Source organism: Blastomonas sp. CCH9-A1, from assembly GCF_001557175.1.
Taxonomy (GTDB): domain Bacteria; phylum Pseudomonadota; class Alphaproteobacteria; order Sphingomonadales; family Sphingomonadaceae; genus Blastomonas; species Blastomonas delafieldii_A.
In genome coordinates this window covers 157,975-179,518 of record NZ_LSHM01000032.1, presented here as the reverse complement: position 1 = coordinate 179,518, position 21,544 = coordinate 157,975, and the positions used below count along the sequence as shown (strand labels likewise).

Genomic DNA, 21,544 nt, shown 5'->3' with positions numbered 1-21,544 from the left:
GCAATGGCGGTGACGGTCGAGACTTTGCCCGTCCACCGCATCGCCGAGGCCATCGACGCGCTGGCGAGCTTGCGCATCGCGGTGTTTCGCGAGTGGCCCTATCTCTATGATGGCGACGCCGCCTATGAGCGCGAGTATCTCGCCGAATTTGCCGCTGCGCCCGATGCGGCGCTGGTGATTGCGCGCGACGGCGATACCATTGTCGGCGCGGCCACGGCATCGCCGCTCGCTGCGCAAAAGGACGCCTTCAAGGCCCCGTTTGTCGCGAATGGATGGGACGTTGCCCGGGCATTCTATTTCGGCGAATCGGTGCTGCTGCCGGGCTATCGCGGGCAGGGGATTGGCCACGCGTTCTTCGATCATCGCGAGACGGCGGGCCGTGCGGCCGGGGCAAATGTCGCGCTCTTCTGCGCGGTGCAGCGTCCGGCGGATCACCCGATGCGTCCGAGCGACTATCGCCCGCTCGACGCGTTCTGGGCGAAGCGCGGCTATGCCAGGGTGTCCGGGCTGGTGACCAGCTTCGACTGGCTCGATATCGGCGACACACACGAGACGCCGCACCCGATGCAGTTCTGGGCGCGGATGCTCTGAAACCGCCGTCATTCCCGCGAAAGCGGGAATCCCGCTACGATCGAAACATCAGCGCAGAAGCGGGACCCCCGCTTTCGCGGGGGTGACGATCAGGGAAAGCGATTTGCTCAACCCTCTTTGGGCAGCTTCACCTTGGGCTTGGTCGCAAACGGCCTGATGCCGAACTCGGGATAGACCTCGCTCGGATAGTAGAACACGCCGTCCTTGGCGACGAGACGGATCGCCTTGATGGCTTTGAGGTCCTTCGTCGGGTCGCCCTGGATCAGGAAGAAATCGGCATATTTGCCCTTCTCGATGCTGCCCAGCGACTGGTCCTGCTTCAGATACTGCGCCATGTCATAGGTCGCGCGCCGCAGGATCTGCGCGGGCGTCATCCCGGCCTTCTGGTAGAGTTCCAGCTCGCGGTGATAGGTGAAGCTGCCGCCCATATCGGTGCCGGGGATCAGGAAGATGCCCGATTCGTGCATCTTGCGGATCGTCGCCGCAACCTGATCGAACGCGCCGCGATAGGCCTTGTCGTCCGCCGCATCGGCGATCTTGGCCCAGGCCTGTTTCGCGCTGCGCTGCACGCCGACGGGCATATGGTCGACATAATCGGCCATGCCGGGATTGATCATGCCGTTGCGCGAGAGCAGCAGCGATTCATGGATGGCGAAAGTGGGGTCGATCGTCACCTTGTTGTCGACCATCGCGCGGATCGTCGCGTTGACGCGGCCGCTGTTGAGGTCGAGCGCGGGCAGGCGCTTCAATGCGGTGAGGCGCAGCAGCGTGCGCGTGTCCTCTCCCGGTTCGAGCACCCAGCCCAGCATCACCTGGTTGATATGCGTCATCTCGTCATAGCCCGCCGCGATCATCGCATCGGCATTGGTGAAGGCAGGCACGTGGCCCATGACATGCAGCCCCAGCGCCTTGGCTTCCTTGACCAGCGCCGGAATCCATTCGGGGTTCATGCTGTTGTAGATCTTGATCGCCTGGTAATCGCGCGCCGCATAGAAGCGCGCGGCGTCGATCGCCTCCTGCTGGCTGTTCACCAATATGCCGTTGTTCGAGCTGAACGGCGACTTGCCTTCGATAAAGCCCGATTTGATGATCCGCGGACCCGCTAGCACGCCGCTGTCGATCCGTTCGATCAGGCCGTCGAGCACGTCGATCTCGTTGCCCATGTCGCGCACCGAGGTGATGCCCGCAAGCACGTTGAGCATCGCGTCTTCCTGGCCGATATGCCCGTGCATCTCGTACAGGCCCGGAACCAGCGTGCCGCCTTCGCCATCGATAGTCACCTCGCCTGGCGTCGCGGGGCTGCTGGCAGGCAGTACGGCGGAGATATGGCGGCCGCTGACCAGCACGCTTTTCGGTTCGGTGAGCTTCATCGCCACCGGATCGAACACGCGCACATTGGTGATGCGCACCGGCGCCTTGTACGTGTTCGCTGCCTTGGCCTGCATCTTGACGAAGCGTTCGGTCGAATATTTGACTGCGAGATCGCGCAGTTTGATGTCCTCGCCCTCGAAGCCCTTGCGCACGAACACCGCACGCGGGCTGATCGCGGCGAACAGCGCGCCCTTGTCGTCGAGCAGGAAATAGCCGGGGTCGAGATCGTTGCCCGACAGCGCATAGGCGGTGACGGTCATCGCGCCGCCAGTGCCGGTCACCTGCACCTTTTCCAGCTCTGCCAGGCTCAGTGCGCCACCGGGCAGCGCGGGGATCGAGCGATCATCATCGGCGAGCAGCGCGCGGGCATAAAGCCCAGCCGCCCAGGGGCTGCCCTCCTGCGCGACATAAATGGCCTGGCCCTTGGGTTTGGCGGTGCCGCTGCCGGTCGAATCGGTCCAGCGCGCGGTGCCGCGCTGCATCGTGAAGCTCTCGTTGATCGCGTTGCCGAAGGTCGAGTTGCCGGTGATCTTCCAGCTGACGGGCATGCCCTTGGCGTCGAGCTTCAGCTCTTCCTTCATGGTCGGGCCGCGACCGTTGTTCTTGTAGTCGTAATCGATCTTCACCGTGTCGCCGCTGCGCACGACATCGAGATGGCCGACATTGGCGCCGCCGATGATGACGGTGAAATTCTCGGTCGAATCTTGCGCCAGTGCGGGCATGCCCAATGGGGCGATCGCGAGCGCGAGCGCGATGGAACCGAATTTCAGTGCTTTAGCGGCCACGGCCAGTCCTTCCCTGCGAGGATTTTTATCTTCGCAGACAATGGGCTAGCGCGAAGGGGAAGGCAAGCGGGCCGGGGAAAATCCTCCCCCGGACAGGCCGGGGGAGGATTTGCAGAGGTCAGCTCGCCGGGTTGCCCGTGGCGATGCTGAGTTCGGCCATCAGCGCATTGCGGTCTTCGGCGGCGACCGCCAGCACATGCGCCTGCACCTCATCGGCGCGGCGGGCGAGCGTGTCGCTGACCTGCTCCTTGCCCTGGGCGCAGCGGCCGTTGGTCGATCCTTCGATCAGCTTGGCCGGTACCAGCGTGCGCACGACATGGCTGCCCTGTCCGGCCGGTGCCTGGAGATGCCGTTCGACCATGACTTCCGCCTTCCACAAGCAGCGGGCGGTGCTGGGCCGGTTCGGGCTCATATTGCCGATCTGGCGATAGCTGACCATCGTCTTGGGCTGATAGACGGCGGTCACCTCGCGCTCTCCGTGCGGCACCTGCACCTGATGGCGGATGTGCTGGAATTCGGAAGCGCTGGCGGGGATCGAAAGTCCTGCAACTGACAGAGCCGCGATCGTGGCGGCCTTTATATTTTTCATCTCTTCGTCCTTTCCAATGGATGTGCATTGGTCGGGATGCGCGGGATTTCGATCGTAAGACCGGGCCGGAAGCCCGGGATGGTGCGCATCCCGTAGCAGTCCGACATCACGCAGCATTTTGAGAACGCTGCGCCAGAGGGGCCCGGCCTGCTTCATCGAGAATGGGGGCGGGGAACCCGTCTGTCAACCGCAGCGCGAAAGACGTTCATGCTGCGCAGCAATAGATGCAGACTATGCCTTCAGATCTGTCTGGCGAAGGCCGTCAGCTCGGCACGCAGATTGGGATGGGCATCTGCCGTCCTGGCACAGATGATGTCATAGACCTCGTCGGCATGTCCGTCGCGAAACGCCATCGACCAGTCGCCGAACTCGCGCCTGCCCACGGTCCGGCGGCTGAGCATCACTTGCGCGCGGTGCCGCGTATCGCGCCGAATCCGCTCGAACGTGTTCTCCACCGCACCCGACGGCCCTTCGAGCACTTGGAGAAAGCGCTTGCCGTTGAACATCAGCAGGCCGGTAATGTCGTGCGCGCGGTTATTGCGCCGGGCGACCGCGAGGATCGATCCCAGATCGACGGTTTCTCTTGGAGACACCGTGCTGATATACAGGATCTGCAAAAGATCGGAGCGCTCTGACATGACCGCAGCTTGATGGGGCATGGTTAAAATGCCCTGAATCGGATCGAATTGTTCCGAATTTTTCTGCAGTTTAATGTCGATCAGAAGACAGGGTCATTCGCGCCATTGTCATCCTGGGCATCGGGGAGCGGCGTTACCTCGCTATGGATGCCGCATTCGGTCTTGTCCCAGCCCTTCCAGCGGCCCGAGCGCGGATCTTCGCCGGGCGCGACCTTGCTGGTGCAGGGCGCGCAGCCGATCGAGGGATAGCCCTGCGCCTCGAGCGGGTGGCGCGGCAAGTCGTGTTCGGCGAAATAGCTGTCGAGCATCTCCTTGGTCCAGCTCGCGAGCGGATTGAGCTTGAACCGGCCCTGCGCGTCGGACGTGTCGATCTCGAACCGCGGCAGGCCCTGGCGCGTTGCAGACTGGAAGCCCTTGCGACCGGTGATCGAGCCGTCATAGGCGAGCAGCGCCTTGGCCAGCGGACGCACCTTGCGGATCTCGCAGCAGCCATCGGGATCGTACGACCAGCGCAGGCCATTGGCGTCCTGCTTTTCCAGGTCCTCCGCATCGGGCGAGAGCAGGATGAGGTTGGTGAGGCCGAGCCGCTCGACGAGCGTATCGCGATAGGCCAGCGTCTCGGGGAAATGCTTGCCGGTATCGAGGAACAGCACCGGCAGCGAGGGATCGACCGAAGCGATCATGTGCAGCAGCACCGCGCTTTCCGCGCCGAAGGACGAAACGATCGCAAGATCGCCGACCAGTCCGTCGCGGATCACGGTGCGCATCATCTCTGCCGTATCGGTGCCGCGGAACATGTTGTTCAGACGGATAGCATCGCGCTCGGTAAAGCGCGGACCCGCATCAATGCGGTCGCGCTGGCGGGGGGCAGCACTGGCAGCGGGCTGCGCGTTGATTTCGGTCTGCTTCATGATGCCACCTGATGCCGCTTGGCCCAGATCGCCGCGACGCCGTCGCTGGTCTTCTGGTAGAATTCGGGGAAAAAGCCCTCGGCCGCCTTCACATCGTCCGGATTGAGCGGCTTGCGGGGCGCGAAGCTGTCGAATCCGCAGCGGCGCAGGAAGACGAACTGGTCGACCAGCACATCGCCGACCGCGCGCAGCTCGCCCTTGTATCCGGCTTCGCGCAGGATCTGCGCGCTGGAAAATCCGCGTCCGTCGCCGAAACTCGGGAAGTTCACCTCGACAAGGCGGAGCTGATCGAGCTGCGGCAGCAGCGCGCGCGCGTCCTCGCCCGGCTCGATGCGCACCGCAGCCGAATTGGTGCCTGCGGTGAACTCGGCGAGCGGGATGGCGGTGTCGGTGACAGCGGGCTCATCGCGATAAAGGATCTGGACGTCAGCCATAAAGCGCCTCCTTGAACGGCTGCATGCCGATGCGGCGATAGGTGTCGACAAAGCGTTCGCCGGGTTCGCGCGCGCCAAGATACACGTTGGTGACGGTCTCGACCGCGTTGACGATGCCATCCTCGTCAAAGCCGGGGCCGACGATCTTGGCGAGCGAGACATCCTCCGCGCCCGATCCGCCGAGCAGCAGCTGGTAGTTTTCCAGCCCCTTCTTGTCGACGCCCAGAATGCCGATATGTCCGGCATGGTGGTGGCCGCAGGCGTTGATGCAGCCCGAGATCTTGAGCTTGAGTTCGCCCAATTCCCGTTGCCGCCCGGTATCGGCGAACCGCTCCGAAATCTTCTGCGCCACCGGAATCGAGCGGGCATTGGCGAGGCTGCAATAATCGAGCCCGGGGCAGGCGATCATGTCGCCGATCAGGTCGAGATTGGCGGTGGCGAGGCCTGCATCATCGAGCTTCTGCCAGATCGCGTAGAGATCAGCCTTGCGGACATGCGCCAGCACGATGTTCTGCGCATGCGTCACGCGCAGCTCGTTGAACGCGTAGTCGCGCGCCAGTTCGGCCATCAGGTCGATCTGCTCGGCGGTGGCATCGCCGGGAATGCCGCCCGCAGGCTTGAGGCTGATCGTCAGCGACGTGTAGCCTGGTACGCGGTGCGGGTGCGTGTTCTGATCGACCCAGACCGCGAAATCGGGGTCCGACCGGTCGATTTCGTCGCTCAGCCCCTGCTCGAACGGCGGGTCGCGGAAGAACGCGCTGATTCGCTCGAGCTCGGCCGCAGGCGGGTTGAGCCCCAGCGTCTTCATGTGCGCGAACTCTTCCTCGACCTGGCGGATATATTCCGCCGCGCCGAGTTCGTGCACCAGGATCTTGATGCGCGCCTTGTACTTGTTGTCGCGGCGGCCATGGCGGTTGTAGACGCGCAGGCACGCCTCGGCATAGCTGATCAGCTCCTCGATCGGCACCCACTCGCGGATCATCGGCGCGATCATCGGGGTGCGGCCCATGCCGCCACCGGCAAAGAACCGAGCGCCGAGCACACCGTCGGCATTCTTCACCAGCTCGATGCCGATGTCATGCAGCCGCATCGCCGCCCGGTCATTGGGCGAGGCGATGACCGCGATCTTGAACTTGCGCGGCAGCAGCTGGAATTCGGGGTGGAAGGTCGACCATTGCCGCAGCAGTTCCGCCCAGGGCCTCGGATCGGCAATCTCGTCGGCAGCAGCGCCAGCAAACTGGTCGGAGCTGATGTTGCGGATGCAATTGCCGCTGGTCTGGATCGCGTGCATCTCCACCGTCGCCAGTTCGGCGAGAATATCGGGCGCGTCCTCCAGCTTGATCCAGTTATACTGGATGTTCTGCCGGGTGGTAAAATGGCCATAGCCCCTGTCATACTTGCGCGCGATATGGGCGAGCATGTGCATCTGCTTCGAACTGAGCGTGCCATAGGGGATCGCCACGCGCAGCATATAGGCGTGCAATTGCAGATAGAGGCCGTTCTTCAGGCGAAGATGCCGGAACTCCTCCTCGGGCAGGCTGCCATCGAGGCGGCGGCGCACCTGGTCGCGGAACTCCGCGACGCGTGCATCGACCATCGCCTGGTCATATTGGTCATACTGATACATCGCGTACCCTTCCGAAAAATCTCAAACCTGTGCGGCAAAGCCGCGAACGGCGACCAGGTCGAGCCGCTGGCTGCCGACGATCCGGCCAAGCTCCGCCAGACCTTCGCCCTCGATCAGCACGGTCTTGTGGGCCTTGCGGATCGCCTCGAAACCCTTTGCCGTGGCAGGGTCGTCATACCCTTGCGCGGTCGGGTAACCGACCTGCATCGCATAATCCCAGGCCTCGAAGCCGGGGGCGGAGCGCGCCAGCCAGAAGCCGGTGAACAGGCCCTGGTCGAGCGCCTGCTGGTCCATCACCAGCCAGTTTGCGGCAAGGAACTGGCCCAGCGCATCGGCCTTGCCCGGCAGTGCCTTGAGCAGCGTCTGTTCGACCACCACCGTCGGGCTTGGGCCCGCGGCATGCGCGGGTGCGACAACACCGCCCAGCATGGCCAGGCCCGCCATTCCCGTCAGGGCATCACGGCGCGAGGGCATAGTTTCAGGCCCTCACGATCGGAATGCTGGTGTTGATGGCAAGGTCGGTGCGCACCGTGGGTCCGAAGGCACGGATGCGTTCCTTGATGTGCAGCGGCATCGGACCCTGATCGGTCTGCTTGCCATCGACGATATAGGGCACATTGACGCGCAACGCGGATTCCTCACGCTTGAGGATCGCCTCGGCCTCGTCGCCTGCATCAACGCTGTCGGCCAGGTGGCGCGACCAGCGCGTATCGCCCGCCCACCAGATGACGTCGCCGGTCTTCAGGTCGTTACCGGTGAGAATCTTCATGAAATCGGCTCCAGATGCTGGGCGAAGAGCGTGGGCAGGCAGTCGGTGGCGTTGGCGCGGGTGACGACATCGCCGATCACGATCAGCGCGGGGCTCACCACCTTCTCGCGCGCGATCATGGGCCCGAGATCGGTCAGCAGCGTGCGCAGCGTCCGCATGTCGGCGCGCGTGCCTTTCTCGAGCACGGCCACGGGCGTATCGGGCGACAGCCCATCGGCGATCAGCTTTTCGGCGATCGCATCGCCGGTGGCGACGCCCATATAGATCACGAGCGTACGGCCCTTTCCGGCCAGGCCTGACCAGTCCTGCTCGGTCAGGCCCTTGCACTGGCCCGCGACGAACGTCACCGCACTCGAAAGGTCGCGATGGGTGAGCGGCAGTTGGGCTGCGGCAGCGGCACCATTGGCGGCGCTAATGCCGGGGATCACCTCGACACGTACGCCAGCGGCACGGCAATCGTCGACCTCCTCGCCGCCACGCCCGAAGATGAACGGATCGCCGCCCTTGAGGCGCACGACATCATGGCCGGCGCGCGCCTGCTCGATCAGCAGCGCGTTGATATCCTGTTGCGGCAGCGTGTGCCGGGCGCGCTGCTTGGCGACCGAGATCAGCTGCGCATCGGGCCGGGCGAGCGCCAGGATGGCGTCATCGACCAGTCCATCATGCACGATCAGCCGGGCGCGCGCGATGATCCGCGCGGCCTTGACGGTGAGCAGATCGGGGTCGCCGGGGCCTGCGCCGACCAGCCAGACGGTGCCGGGCGCCGCTTGCGGGACAGAAGGGGGATGCGTCATGCCGTTGGTCCTTTCCAACGGTGCATCTGATATTTGGAGGCCTTGGATGCAAAGCAGAACCCCTTGGGCAGGGGTTAGATTTGCTTTTGCGGCTGCGAAGGAACCTGGTCTCCCGGTCCCGGTTCAGTCCGACTTCAGGCCGATGCCGATGGTCGCGCGCGGCTGCTCCATCTCGTTCGAGACGACCGGATAGGCGCAGTAATCGGCTGCATAATAGGCGCTGGGGCGGTGGTTGCCTGAAAGTCCGACCCCGCCGAACGGTGCCTTGGACGAGGCCCCGTTGGTCGGCCGGTTCCAGTTGACGATTCCGGCGCGGATGTTGGCCCAGAACTGCTTGTAATGCTGGGGACTGCCGCCCACCAGAGCGGCGGACAGGCCGAAACGGGTATTGTTCGCCTCGGCCACCGCCTCCTCGAACGAGCTGACCTTGACCACCTGCAGCAGCGGGCCGAACAGCTCGATATCGGGCCGATCCTTGACATTGGTGACGTCGATGATCGCGGGCGACAGGAAGGGCAGATTGTCGTCGAGCCGCACCAGATGCTTGATGACGCGGCCGCCGTTGCTGAGGAAATAGAGGAAGCTTTCGGTCAGCCCGTCGGCGGTGGCATTGTCGATCACCGGACCCATGAACGGCTGCGGATCGTCGAACGGCTTGCCCACGACCAGCCGGTCGGCCAGCTTCTTGGTTTCGGCGATCACCGCATCGTAGATGGTGTCACGCACGATCAGACGGCTGGCCGCCGAGCAGCGCTGGCCCGCCGAGGTAAAGGCCGACTGGATGATCAGCACCGCCGCATCGGCGATGCACGGCGTATCCCAGATGACCATGGGATTGTTGCCGCCCATTTCCAGCGCGACGATCTTGTCCGGGCGGCTGGCGAGCGTGCGGTTGATCGCGATGCCCGTGGTGGCAGAGCCGGTGAACAGCACGCCATCGACGTCTTCGTGCGCGACGAGCGCCTTGCCCTCGTCCGCACCGCCGATCAGCAGCCGCACCACGCCTTCGGGGATCCCGGCCTGGTGCAGGCATTCGACCAGCATCGCGCCGACGGCAGGCGTCTTTTCCGAAGGCTTGAACACCACGGCATTGCCCGCGATCAGCGCGGGGATGATATGGCCGTTGGGCAGATGTGCGGGGAAATTGTAAGGCCCCAGCACCGCCATCACGCCATGCGGCTTGTGCCTCAATGCCATGGTGCCGCCCAGAGCGCTGTCCAGCTTGCGCTGCGAGGTGCGCTCGGCATAGGCGGCGACCGAAATATCGACCTTGGCAACGACCGATTCCACCTCGGTCCGCGATTCCCACATCGGCTTGCCGGTTTCGCGCGCGATCAGCTCGGCCATTTCCTCGGCGCGCGCGCGCACCTGATTGGCAAAGCGGCGGCAAAGCTCGATCCGTTTGGTGACCGCCATCGCCACCCATTCGGGAAAGGCCGCACGCGCGGTTGCGACTTCGGCATCGACATCGCCATGCGGGCCGGACCAGAGCCGGGCACCGCTTGCAGGCTCGAAGGAGACAAGTTCAGGCAATTTCACGCTTTCTGGCGAGCAGTTCATGACCGGTTGTGCGAACCTGGAGCCCCCGATAGCAAGTTATGAACGCGGCGGAAACCGTTGAACGCCATGGTGACAAATTTGTGGCGATTTCTTGGGGTTGCGCATCGGGCGCGCTCTGATAGATTTCGCGACGGCTGGTTAACGACCACTCGGCGAACAGGGTCGCATGAGTAAAGTTATAGCCGGGGGCAAACCCGCCTTGTCATCGAGCAAGGAGCGGTCCCATGAAATCTTTCCCCAACAACGCAAAAGCGTTGCGTGCCACGCTTTTTCTGGCCTCAAGTGCTGCAGCCATCGCGATCGCGAGCCCAGCTTATGCCGATGCCACCGCGCCTTGCAACGCCAATGCCGGACCTGACGGGATCGCGGGGAACGCAGACGATGTGCCCGAAAGCACCGAATGCGGCGTGAATGCAACTGCGAGCGGCGCGGGCGCGACGGCGGTCGGCAACCAGAGCAGCGCGAGTGGCACGTTCAGCGTGGCCGTTGGCGCGCGCTCGGTATCGACCGGTGTCCAGTCTTCCGCGATCGGCCCGGCTGCATCTGCTTCGGGCAATTTTTCCACAGCGGTAGGGACGTTCGCCAATGCCTCGGGCCAGCAATCCCATGCCTTCGGCGATTCGGCGACGGCCTCGGCCAGCTTCGCCATTGCCATCGGGACGGCTGCCACATCCTCGTCGCAGAGCAGCATTGCAATCGGTGCCGGATCGACGACCACAACCGCCGGAACGACGCCCTCCGGTGCAGCGTCGCTGGGGACGGCAGTCGCTATCGGCAATGCCGCGCGGGCAACCCAGGAGGATGCGGTGGCGCTGGGTGACCTCGCCAATGCCTCCGGCTTTCATGCAACGGCGATCGGCGGTGAATCGGTGGCTTCGGGCGTAGGCAGCCAGGCCTTCGGCTGGCAGGCCAACGCCTCGGGGCGCACCGCCGTCGCAGTCGGTCATCAGGCGAATGCTGCCGGGTTCGAGGCGACCTCGGTCGGCAAGAGCACGCTGGCAGGCGGCGCCAACGCGACGGCGGTGGGCAGTCGCGCCAGTGCGGCGGGCATCAGCTCGGTGGCGATCGGCAACAATGCGGTGACGGCAGATGGCACCACGCCCTCGGGCGCGGCTTCGACCGGCACGGCGGTGGCGATCGGCAATGGCGCACGGGCCACGGCTGAGGATGCCGTCGCGCTGGGCGATCTTGCCAATGCGAGCGGTTTTCACGCGACCGCGATTGGCGGGGAATCGGTGGCCTCTGGCGTGGGCAGCCAGGCGTTCGGCTGGCAGGCCAATGCCTCGGGGCGCACCGCCGTTGCAGTGGGTCATCAGGCCAATGCTGCAGGCTTCGAGGCGACCTCGGTGGGCAAGAGCGCGCAGGCGGGCGGCACCAATTCTGCTGCGCTCGGCAGCCGGGCCAATGCGGCAGGCATCAATTCGGTCGCGATCGGCAACGGCGCGGTGACGGGAGACGGCACGACACCCTCGGGCGCGGCCTCGACCGGCACCGCGGTGGCTGTCGGCAATCTGGCGCAGGCCACGGCTGAGGATGCCGTTGCGCTGGGCGATCTTGCCAATGCGAGCGGTTTTCACGCGACCGCGATTGGCGGGGAATCGGTGGCCTCTGGCGTGGGCAGCCAGGCGTTCGGCTGGCAGGCCAATGCCTCGGGGCGCACCGCCGTTGCAGTGGGTCATCAGGCCAATGCTGCAGGCTTCGAGGCGACCTCGGTGGGCAAGAGCGCTCAAGCCGGCGGCGCCAACGCTTCGGCGCTGGGCAGCCGCGCCAACGCCTCGGGCGTGAACTCGCTTGCGGCGGGCAACGCGGCCGTATCTGCCGGCATCAACTCGGTCGCGATCGGCAACGGCGCGGTAACGGCAGACGGCACCACGCCCTCGGGCGCTGCCTCGACCGGCACAGCGGTCGCCATCGGCAATGCCGCACAGGCCACTGCCGAGGACGCCGTGGCGCTGGGTGATCTGGCCAATGCGAGCGGTTTCCATGCGACCGCAATTGGTGGGGAATCGGTGGCCTCGGGCGTCGGCAGCCAGGCCTTCGGCTGGCAGGCCAATGCCTCGGGGCGCACCGCCGTTGCGGTCGGGCACCAGGCGAATGCCGCCGGTTTCGAGGCCACCTCGGTCGGCAAGAGCGCGCAGGCTGGCGGGGCGAACGCGACGTCGGTCGGTAGCCGCGCCAATGCGGCAGGTCTCAATTCGGTCGCGATCGGCAACGGCGCGGTGACGGCGGACGGCACAACGCCCTCGGGTGCCGCCTCGACGGGCACCGCGGTGGCCATCGGCAATGGCGCTCGCGCGACGGCGGAAGATGCGGTGGCGCTGGGCGACCTCGCCAACGCCTCGGGCTTCCACGCGACCGCAATCGGCGGCGAATCGGTCGCCTCGGGCGTGGGCAGCCAGGCCTTCGGCTGGCAGGCCAATGCCTCGGGCCGTACCGCTGTGGCGGTCGGTCATCAGGCCAATGCCGCCGGGCTCGAGGCGACCTCGGTCGGCAAGAGCGCGCAGGCGGGCGGGGCCAATGCCAGCGCGCTCGGCAGCCGCGCCAATGCCGCCGCCGATAACAGCGTTGCCTTGGGCAATGGCGCGAGTGCCACGGCGACCAATGCGGTTGCGCTGGGCTCGGGATCGGTGGCCGATCGCGCCAATACCGTCTCGGTAGGGGCTGCAGGCGCCGAGCGGGCCATCACCAATGTTGCAGCCGGCACGGCGCTGACCGATGCGGTCAATGTCGGCCAGCTCAACGCGGTCGCCGCGACCACCACGGCCAATGCGGCACGGCTCAACTATTTCGCAGTCAACAGTACCCAGGCGGGAGCGACGGCAACGGGCGCCTCTGCCATTGCGGCGGGTGACAATGCCCGGGCTGAAGGGATCGACGCGCTTGCCATCGGCGGCGACGATGCCGGGACCGGCGCGCGCGCGATCGGCAATTCGACCGTGGCGATCGGCGGTGAGGCGGATGCCTTCGGTCCTGGAGCAACCGCCTTTGGCTGGCGCTCCAATGCCGATGCCGAGCGCGCGCATGCGCTGGGCCACCTTGCCAATGCCACGGGCGTGCGCTCGCTGGCGGTTGGTGAAGCCGCCAACGCGACCGCGCTGACCTCGGTCGCGGTCGGCAATCAGGCCAGCGCTACTGACGAGGATTCGGTCGCGATCGGCGATCTCGCCAATGCCAGCGGCTTCCACGCCACGGCGGTGGGTGGCGAATCGGTTGCATCGGGCCGTGGGGCGCAGAGTTTCGGCTGGCAGGCGCGCGCCTCGGGCGAACTGTCGCTGGCAGCGGGGCACCAGGCGCAAGCGACGGGCGTCCGCTCGACTGCCGTCGGCAAGAGCGCGGTTGCGTCTGCCGCCAATTCGGTCGCGATCGGCAACCAGGCCACGACCGACAGCGCCAACACCGCCTCGCTCGGCACGTCGGTCGCGATCGGCAATCTGGCCAGCGCAGGCGATGAAGACTCGGTTGCAATCGGCGACCAGGCCAATGCCTCGGGCTTCCACGCCACGGCGGTGGGCGGCGAAGCGGTAGCTTCGGGCCGGGGATCGCAGACCTTCGGCTGGCAGGCGCGGGCGACGGGCGAACTGTCGCTGGCGGTCGGGCATCAGGCGGTGGCGGGCGGCGTCCGCTCACTCGCCTTGGGCAAGAGCGCGACGGCAAGCGGCGATTTCTCGATCGCGATCGGCAATCTGGCTTCGACCGGAGCCTTTATCAACTCGGTCGCCATCGGCAACGGATCGGTCGCCACCGCGAGCAACCAGTTCGTGCTCGGCGCGGCCAACCACAGCTATCGGTTCGCGGGCCTGGCGGGCATCGTTCCTGCCGGCCAGCAGTTCTTCCTGACGATCGATTCGGCGGGTAATCTGATCGCGGTCGCCTCCGCACCTCCGGGTGCGGGCATCGGCACGGGTGTCGACAGCACGCAAGTAGGCGTCGGCGCGCGGGCCAGCGCGGAAGATGCGGTGGCCGTGGGCAACAGCGCGGTGGCCAGCGCGGTCGATGCGACGGCCGTCGGCACCGACGCTCAGGCGTTGAGCCCCGGTGCCACTGCGATCGGTGCGGGCGCGATCGCCTCGGGCTCGACCGCCGTCGGCGCGGATGCACAGGCGCTCGGCGCGGGATCGGCGGCCTATGGCTCCAACTCGCGCGCGACCGGCGCGCGCTCGATCGCCATCGGCGAGGATGGTGACGATGCCGATGGGCTGGGGGCCGTGGCATCGGGTACCGGCGCCATCGCCATCGGCAACGATGCCCGGTCGACCGGGGTCGAAGCGGTCGCCATGGGCCTCAGCGCTGCGGCCACCGCGCAATCGAGCACGGCCGTGGGTGGTCGTGCGCTTGCCACTGCCACCGCCGCCACCGCTTTTGGCTGGCGCGCCGAGGCACTGGCGGAACGCGCCACCGCGCTCGGCCATCTCGCCAATGCCAGCGGCGTGCGCTCGACCGCCGTGGGTGAGGCTGCAGCGTCTTCGGGTGATCTCAGCGTCGCGGTTGGCAACCAGTCGGTCGCCAGCGGTACCAACGCTGTCGCCATCGGCAACACGGCTATTGCCAGCGGCGGCGATGCGATCGCGATCGGCGGCAACCGCGACGGTGCCTCGGGCCGCGCGACCCAGGCCACCGGAGCCTCGACCTCCGAACGCCAGCCATAGGCGCTGGCCACGGCCACGGCGGCCACCGCCTATGGCTGGCGTTCGGAAGCGACGGCGGAACGCGCGACCGCGCTCGGCCATCTTGCCGTGGCATCGGGCGTCCGCTCGGTCGCGGTGGGTGAGGCGGCGATCGCCTCTGGCGCCGGTGCCATTGCCATCGGCAACCAGAGCTCGGCCGCGTTCACCAATTCGGTCGCTATCGGTAACGGTGCCACGGCCAACCGCGCCAACCAGATCAAGCTGGGCGGCACGGGAAGCTCGGTGACGATCGGCGATCTTGCTGCCAGCACCGCGGCGCAATCGGGCACCACCTCGATCGTTACCACCGATGCCAGCGGCACGCTGGGCGCAGGGCCTGCGGTGAGCAATTTCGCCACCAATGCGCAGGTCACCGCGCTCACCGGCCAGGTGAACACGCTGTTCGACCTGACGGAGATCAACCGGCGGGCGATCAACCGGGCCAACGAGGGCGTGGCGATGGCGCTCGCCATGGAATCGCCCGCACTGCCTGCAGGCACCAACTTTGCGCTGTCGGGCGGTGTCGGCTATTATGAGGACCAGGCCTCGCTGACCATGGCAATCACCGCCCGGGTCGGGGAGAATGCTTCGGTTTCCGCCGGTATCGGTACCGGCTTCAACAGCGGTTCGGTGGGCGCGCGCGGCGGCTTCCAGATCGCCTGGTAAGGACGGGTATGACAGGTTCGAACTTCTGGCCGGGGCGCCTTGTCCCGGCCTTTTTGCTTGCCGCTGCGGCGCTGGTTCTGCCCGGTGCGGCATCGGCTCAGGGTGCGCCCCAGGCCGCGCAGCCACCGATCTCGGTCGAACCGGTGCCGAGCGAGCTTGAACTCGCCAAGCTGCTCTGGTCGACCATGACGGCGGTCCACCATGCCAATCTTTCGGGCAATTATTCGGTGCTGCGCGATATTTCCTCGCCGGGCTTTCAGGTGATGAACAATGCCGCGCGGCTGGGCGAGATTTTCGCCAGCATCCGCGAAAGCCGGGTCGATCTATCCAACGCGCTGCTCCTCGCCCCCACCTATACCGAGCCGCCTTCGGTGGTGGAGCCGGGCGTGATCCGCGTGCGCGGCTATTTCGGCCTGCGGCCCACCGCGATCTTCTTCGACTTCTATTTCCAGTGGGTTGAGGGGCGCTGGCGGCTGCATGGCGTTTCGATCAGCCCGCAGGCGATCGCATCCGAGGAAGCGCCGGAGCGGGGGCGGACATCAACCCGCTGACCTGGGGCGCAATTCCCGCTTCCCCCCGCCCGCATCCGCGCGCATATAGCGCGCGGTTTTTCATCGTTCACAGGCTATCCCCATGAAGCGCAGATCCGGACAAGACCCCGCCATCACCAGCCGCTGGCGCCCCGCCACCCGCGCGATCCGCGGTGGCACCGCGCGCAGCGAGTTCGGCGAAACCTCCGAGGCGCTGTTCCTGACTTCGGGCTTTGCCTATGATTGCGCCGAGGATGCCGCCGCGCGCTTCAACGGCGAGCAGGACGGCATGACCTATAGCCGGTTGCAGAATCCCACGGTCGAGATGCTGGAAAAGCGCATCTCGCTCATGGAGGGCGCGGAGGCCACGCGCTGCATGGCGAGCGGCATGGCCGCGATGACCGCCGCCCTGCTTTGCCAGCTCCAGATGGGCGACCATGTCGTTGCCAGCCGCGCGCTCTTCGGATCGTGCCGCTGGCTCACCGACTCGCTGCTGCCGAAGTTCGGCATCGAGACCACGATCATCGACGGGCGCGAGCTCGACCAATGGGAGGCGGCGATCCGCCCGAACACCAAGGTGTTCTTCTTCGAAACGCCTGCCAACCCGACGATGGACGTGATCGACATCAAGGCCGTGTGCGAGATCGCCCGCGCGCACGGCATCGTAAGCGTCGTCGACAATGCCTTTGCCACCAACGTGCTGCAGCGGCCGATGGAATATGGCGCCGATGTCGTCGCCTATAGCGCGACCAAGATGATGGACGGGCAGGGTCGCGTGCTCGCCGGCGCGGTTTGCGGCACCGAGGATTTCATCACCAACACGCTGCTGCCCTTTACCCGCAATACCGGGCCGACGCTGAGCGCGTTCAATGCCTGGGTGGTGCTCAAGGGGCTCGAGACGCTCGACCTGCGCATCCGCCGCCAGAGCGACAATGCGCTGAAGGTCGCGCGCTTCCTTGAGGGCCGGGTGGAACGGGTCAACTATCCGGGTCTGGCAAGCCATCCGCAGCACAATCTCGCCATGGCGCAGATGGAGGCCGCAGGGCCGATCTTCTCGCTCTATGTCGGCGGCGGCAGGGCCCGCGCGCACGCGCTGCTCAACGCGCTCGAACTGGTCGATATCTCGAACAATATCGGCGATTCCCGCTCGCTGATGACCCATCCCAGCTCGACCACGCACCACGGCCTGGGCGAGGAGGCGCGACTCGCGGTCGGCATCACCGAGGACATGCTGCGGCTCAACGTCGGGCTGGAGGATGTCGACGACGTGATCGAGGACCTGGACCGCGCGCTGGGCAAGGCGGGGCTGTAAGCCCCACTGGCCGCGCAGCACCCACCCCCATCCCCTCCCTTCCAGGGAGGGGAGCAGGCTGCGCAAACGGTTAAATCATGTGCGTTCCCCTCCCTGAAAGGGAGGGGTTAGGGGTGGGTGGGCGTCTGCAAAAACACCCTTGATCCCATCCGACCAAATTCACCGTTTACAGCCGTAGTCGAATCGATTACACCCGTAGTCGTATCTCCTGCAACAGGTGAAGGCGAATCGATGGCTCCCGAACGGATCAGTGATGCGGAACATGCGGTGATGGAGGTGCTGTGGCAGCGCGCGCCGCTCACCGCGACCGAGGTGGCGGACGCGCTGGCCGATGCGCGCGAATGGTCGTTGCAGACGGTCAAGACGCTGCTCTCGCGGCTCACCAACAAGGGCGCGGTGTCCTATGATCAGGACGGCCGCCGCTATCTCTACAGCCCCATTCTCGCGCGCGAAGACTATGTCGGCGATGAATCGCGGCGGTTGGTCGATCGGCTGTTCGGCGGACGCGCCGCGCCGCTTATCGCGCATCTGGCAGAACAGCAGAAATTCACGGCGGAGGACCTAGCCGAAATCGAACGGCTGATCGGGGAGTTGAAGTCATGATCGGGGAGTGGCTCGCATTTCAATCGCTTAGCGATTTTGCGCATGGGGTGGCCGGCGAGTGGCTGGTCGACACATTGATCGTCACCGCCGCGCTGATGGCTTTGGTGCTGGTGCTGCGTCGTCCGGTGGCGAAGCATTTCGGCGCGGAACTCGCCTATGCACTCTGGGCGATCCCGCTGGCGCGGCTGTTCATGCCGCCGCTGACCAGGACCATCGAGGTGAAGGTGAGCGCGCCAGCCGCGCCGGTCGCGACCGAGGCAGTCGAGAGTGCCGGAACCATCATCCCTGCGGCCATGGCGGCCCCCGCGGACGCGATGCCCGAGCCGAGCCTGGTGCAGACCCTGCTCGCCAATGCCGACTGGTTCGCAATCGGCGTGACGGTGTGGCTGTGCGGCGCGGCGATTTTCCTGATCGCGCAGCTTTCCGCTTATTTGCAGAACCGGCGTGAGTTGCTCGAGGATGCGGTCGAGGTCGCGCGCATTGATGATATCCGCGTGATCGAGATTGCGGGCATTTCCGGCCCCTTCGCCTTCGGCCTGTGGCAGCGTTATATCGCGCTGCCGATCGGCTTTACCCGCGATTACAACCCGGTCGAGCGCGAGCTGGCACTGGCACATGAACGCAGCCACCACCGCGCGGGCGACCTGTGGGCGAACTTTGCCGCGCTGGCGATGCTGTCGTTGCACTGGTTCAATCCCGTAGCGTGGATGGCCTGGCGCGCCTTCCGCTTCGACCAGGAAGCCGCGTGCGATGCGCGCGTGCTGCGCCGCCGCACCAGTGCCGAGCGCCAGGCTTATGCCCGCGCCATCGCCAAGGCGGCGACCGGCCAGACGCTGGCTTTTGCCAGCCCCTTGAACCCCAAGGACAAGATTGTCGAAAGGCTGAAGATCATGAAGCAGTCGGAAACCTCGAAAGGCCGCAAATGGCTGGGCGGCTCGCTGATCGGCGGCGGTCTTGTCACCGCGATGGCGATGACCGCAACGGTTAGCTATGCGGTGCAGCCGGTCGAGCCCGAAGCACCCGAAGCGCCGCTTGCGCCTGATGCTCCTGACGCACCGGCAGCGCCTGCGGCACCGTCGGTCAAGGTCGATGACGGCGTCTATGTCTACACGCTGCGCCGCGACGACGGGAAGAAGGTGGTGCTGCGCCTCAACCGTCCCGCGCGCCAGAAGGAGCTGGACCGCATGGCTGCTGACGCTGAGCGTTCGCGCGCCGATGCCGACCGTGCGCTTGCCGACGCCGATCTTGCGGTTGCCGAAGCCGATCGTGCCCGTGCCGAAGCAGATCGTGCCGCGGGCCAGGCGGCCTGGGCTGCAGCGGAAGCCAAGCGTGAAGGCGCACGGGCCAGCGCCTATGCGCAAGCCTCGCGGGTCATGGTGCGCCGGGGATCGCCGGGTGACAATGTGATCGAGCTGGGCGACAATCATACGCTGCGCATTCAGACCACCGATTGCGAAGGCAAGTCCAGGTCGGCGGCGTTCATGACGCAGACCGAAACGCGCAATGGCCAGGTGACCCGCACCAAGGTCGTGACCTGCGGCCAGGTCACGCCCGACGAGGCCGAGATCGCCGCGCAGATCGAGCGCGGCATGGCCGAGGGCCGCAAGTCGATGGAGCGTGCGCGCGCCGAAATCCGCCGCAACCCGAATCTGAGCGCCGAGGATCGCGCCGAAGCGCTGCGCGGCCTCGATGAAGGTCTGCGCGAAATGCGGGCTGGCCTGGCCGAGGCGCGCCGTCAGGTTCGCCGCGATGTCCGCCGCGACATGGGCGAGGTCCGGCGCGAGATAAGCCGCATTCCCGAGCCGCCCGAAGCGCCCGAGCCGCCCGCTCCGCCGGCGCGGACCTGGTAACCGCCGAGAACCGATCGGCAAAAGGGGCTGCGCGGCAAAAGTTGCGCAGCCCCTTTCGTTTCTGCGCCATCGGTGCCACCTAGGCCGCATGGAACTGCCTGCTGACCTGCCGACCGGCCTTGCCGAGCCGCTCGAACCGCTTGTCCGCCGCGTGCTCGCGGGCAACCCCTCGCCCTTCACCTATACCGGCACCCAAACCTATGTCGTGGGCGACGGCGCAGATGTCGCGGTCATCGATCCGGGTCCGGCGGATGAGGCGCATATCGATGCGATCCTCGCGACCGTGGGCGATGCCCGCATCGCTGCCATCATGTGCACGCACACGCACCGCGACCACAGTCCCGCCGCTGCGCCGCTCAAGGCCCGCACCGGAGCACCGATCATCGGTTGTGCGCCGCTGATCCTGTCCGACGATGGCCCGCGCGCCGACGAGGCGTTCGATACCACATACGCGCCCGACCGGGTGCTGACCGATGGCGAGCGCGTCTCGGGCAGTGGCTGGACGATCGAGGCGGTCGCGACGCCGGGCCATACCAGCAACCATCTGTGCCTCGCGCTGGTCGAAAGCGGCGCGCTGTTCACTGGCGATCATGTGATGGGCTGGTCGACCAGCGTCATTTCGCCGCCCGATGGCGACATGGCCGCCTATATGGCGAGCCTCGCCAAGCTGCAGGAGCGCTCCGACCGGATCTATTATCCCGCGCACGGGCCTGCGGTCGAGAACCCGGCGCAGCTGGTGCGTGGCATGATGGGCCATCGCAAGCAGCGCGAACGCCAGGTGCTGCGTCAGCTCGAAGCTGGCGCGCAGACCATCCCCGCCATGGTGCCCGAGATGTACAAGGGCCTTGATGCGCGGCTTTACGGCGCGGCGGGTCGTTCGGTGCTGGCGCATCTGATCGATCTCGAACATCGCGGCGCTGTGATGCGCGATGGCGAATTGTGGCGGCTGGTCGCAGGCGCGCCCGAGGCCGCAAACAGCGTTTCGTAAATCGCTGGTTCCGCGTTATGCTCCCGCCGGGTCCGGGGGGAGTCGAAACATGGCGGTTACCGGCGTTCTGCGACAACGTGCGGCTGCGGCCGAACCCTTTTATGCATGGTCGGCGACCATCATGGCGCTGCTCGTGGTCACGGGATTCAGCCTGCACCTCGCAATGGGGCGATCGACGTTTGCCGCACGCCCCCTGGTGCATGTGCATGGCATCGTCTTCATGGGCTGGGTGCTGCTGTTCACCGCGCAGGCCTGGCTGGCGGTGCAGGGACCGCATGGCGCACACCGCCTGCTTGGCCGCATCACCGCCGTCTGGGTGCTGCTGATGATGGCGCTCGGCTTCTGGATCACCATCGATGTCGTGCAACGCGGGATCACGCCGTTCTTTTTCCAGCCGCAGCATTTCCTGATCGCCAATCCGGTCAACCTGCTGATGTTCGGGTGCCTGATCGTCGCGGCGCTGCGGCTGCGGCACCAGCGCGACTGGCATATGCGGCTGCAGCTGTGTGCCATGGCGACCTTGCTCAACCCCGGTCTGGGTCGGCTGCTGCCGACACCCTTGCTGGTGCCCCATGCCTGGGAAATCCCCTTGCTGTGCGCCCTCATCTTCCCGCTGGCGGGGGTCGTTCGCGATCTGCGGCACGGCGTGCGCTGGCACCCTGCCTATCTCTGGGGCATTGTCGCGATACTGCTGCCGATTCCAGTGGTGAACCTGGTCGCACCGACCGCTTTGGGCGATGCGATTTACGGCTGGACAGTCGCGGGTCACCCGGGCGAAGCCATTGCGGGTATGGCATTTCCGCCGCCGCCCCCCATGTAACGCGCCATCGACCATTTGCCCTGGGCTCGCCTCCCGTCTAGA

The 21,544-nt window shown here is 66.1% G+C and carries 19 protein-coding genes; 9 read left to right on the top strand and 10 right to left on the bottom strand.

Annotation, left to right across the window (positions count from 1 at the left end):
* Positions 1-3: 3 nt before the first annotated feature.
* The gene (locus AX725_RS10565) at positions 4-591 is read left to right on the top strand and encodes a GNAT family N-acetyltransferase (RefSeq protein WP_060979990.1); all 588 of its coding nucleotides are present in this window, start codon (positions 4-6) and stop codon (positions 589-591) included.
* A 107-nt stretch (positions 592-698) separates the two neighbouring features.
* Here the strand turns inward: AX725_RS10565 and AX725_RS10560 are convergent, their stop codons facing one another.
* The 10 genes from AX725_RS10560 to astD all read right to left on the bottom strand — a co-directional run bounded on the left by AX725_RS10560 (position 699) and on the right by astD (position 10,069).
* The gene (locus AX725_RS10560; RefSeq protein ID WP_208598097.1) at positions 699-2,747 is read right to left on the bottom strand and encodes an amidohydrolase family protein; all 2,049 of its coding nucleotides are present in this window, start codon (positions 2,745-2,747) and stop codon (positions 699-701) included.
* Between the two features lie 118 nt (positions 2,748-2,865).
* On the bottom strand, positions 2,866-3,336 hold the full coding sequence (locus AX725_RS10555; protein WP_060979988.1) for a hypothetical protein: 471 nt from the start codon (positions 3,334-3,336) through the stop codon (positions 2,866-2,868).
* Positions 3,337-3,575: 239 nt separating this feature from the next.
* On the bottom strand, positions 3,576-3,974 hold the full coding sequence (locus tag AX725_RS10550) for a BLUF domain-containing protein (protein ID WP_060979987.1): 399 nt from the start codon (positions 3,972-3,974) through the stop codon (positions 3,576-3,578).
* Between the two features lie 80 nt (positions 3,975-4,054).
* Positions 4,055-4,885 (bottom strand): phosphoadenylyl-sulfate reductase, encoded by an 831-nt coding sequence (locus AX725_RS10545; RefSeq protein WP_060979986.1) that lies wholly within the window; start codon positions 4,883-4,885, stop codon positions 4,055-4,057.
* Complete coding sequence (locus AX725_RS10540; protein WP_060979985.1) at positions 4,882-5,319, bottom strand: DUF934 domain-containing protein; 438 nt, start codon at positions 5,317-5,319, stop codon at positions 4,882-4,884. The genes AX725_RS10545 and AX725_RS10540 overlap by 4 nt, the downstream gene beginning before the upstream one ends.
* On the bottom strand, positions 5,312-6,946 hold the full coding sequence (locus AX725_RS10535; protein ID WP_060979984.1) for a nitrite/sulfite reductase: 1,635 nt from the start codon (positions 6,944-6,946) through the stop codon (positions 5,312-5,314). The genes AX725_RS10540 and AX725_RS10535 overlap by 8 nt, the downstream gene beginning before the upstream one ends.
* A 21-nt stretch (positions 6,947-6,967) precedes the next feature.
* Positions 6,968-7,420, bottom strand: a complete 453-nt coding sequence (locus tag AX725_RS10530) for a hypothetical protein (protein ID WP_060979983.1) — start codon at positions 7,418-7,420, stop codon at positions 6,968-6,970.
* Positions 7,421-7,424: 4 nt separating this feature from the next.
* Positions 7,425-7,715 carry a DUF2849 domain-containing protein gene (locus AX725_RS10525; protein ID WP_060979982.1) on the bottom strand — a complete coding sequence of 97 codons (291 nt, stop codon included), beginning with the start codon at positions 7,713-7,715 and terminating at the stop codon, positions 7,425-7,427.
* A complete protein-coding gene (gene cobA, locus AX725_RS10520; protein WP_060980024.1) occupies positions 7,712-8,509 on the bottom strand; it encodes a uroporphyrinogen-III C-methyltransferase in 798 nt (265 codons plus the stop codon). Before cobA ends, AX725_RS10525 begins: the two co-directional genes overlap by 4 nt.
* 123 nt (positions 8,510-8,632) lie before the next feature.
* The gene (astD, locus tag AX725_RS10515; protein ID WP_066114973.1) at positions 8,633-10,069 is read right to left on the bottom strand and encodes a succinylglutamate-semialdehyde dehydrogenase; all 1,437 of its coding nucleotides are present in this window, start codon (positions 10,067-10,069) and stop codon (positions 8,633-8,635) included.
* 224 nt (positions 10,070-10,293) lie between these two features.
* On the opposite strand from astD, the gene AX725_RS10510 reads away from it, so the two are divergent.
* The 8 genes from AX725_RS10510 to AX725_RS10475 all read left to right on the top strand — a co-directional run bounded on the left by AX725_RS10510 (position 10,294) and on the right by AX725_RS10475 (position 21,502).
* Positions 10,294-14,715, top strand: a complete 4,422-nt coding sequence (locus tag AX725_RS10510; RefSeq protein WP_066119140.1) for a hypothetical protein — start codon at positions 10,294-10,296, stop codon at positions 14,713-14,715.
* Positions 14,716-14,718: 3 nt separating this feature from the next.
* Complete coding sequence (locus AX725_RS10505) at positions 14,719-15,399, top strand: YadA-like family protein (RefSeq protein ID WP_286132165.1); 681 nt, start codon at positions 14,719-14,721, stop codon at positions 15,397-15,399.
* 8 nt (positions 15,400-15,407) lie between these two features.
* Positions 15,408-15,950 carry a hypothetical protein gene (locus AX725_RS10500; protein WP_060979979.1) on the top strand — a complete coding sequence of 181 codons (543 nt, stop codon included), beginning with the start codon at positions 15,408-15,410 and terminating at the stop codon, positions 15,948-15,950.
* Positions 15,951-16,032: 82 nt separating this feature from the next.
* Positions 16,033-17,241 (top strand): O-succinylhomoserine sulfhydrylase, encoded by a 1,209-nt coding sequence (gene metZ, locus AX725_RS10495; protein ID WP_060979978.1) that lies wholly within the window; start codon positions 16,033-16,035, stop codon positions 17,239-17,241.
* A 231-nt stretch (positions 17,242-17,472) separates the two neighbouring features.
* Positions 17,473-17,844 (top strand): BlaI/MecI/CopY family transcriptional regulator, encoded by a 372-nt coding sequence (locus AX725_RS10490; RefSeq protein ID WP_060979086.1) that lies wholly within the window; start codon positions 17,473-17,475, stop codon positions 17,842-17,844.
* Positions 17,841-19,694 (top strand): M56 family metallopeptidase, encoded by a 1,854-nt coding sequence (locus AX725_RS10485; RefSeq protein ID WP_060979085.1) that lies wholly within the window; start codon positions 17,841-17,843, stop codon positions 19,692-19,694. Before AX725_RS10490 ends, AX725_RS10485 begins: the two co-directional genes overlap by 4 nt.
* Positions 19,695-19,782: 88 nt before the next feature.
* On the top strand, positions 19,783-20,682 hold the full coding sequence (locus tag AX725_RS10480) for an MBL fold metallo-hydrolase (protein ID WP_060979084.1): 900 nt from the start codon (positions 19,783-19,785) through the stop codon (positions 20,680-20,682).
* 49 nt (positions 20,683-20,731) lie between these two features.
* Positions 20,732-21,502, top strand: a complete 771-nt coding sequence (locus AX725_RS10475; protein WP_060979083.1) for a hypothetical protein — start codon at positions 20,732-20,734, stop codon at positions 21,500-21,502.
* Positions 21,503-21,544 lie beyond the last annotated feature (42 nt).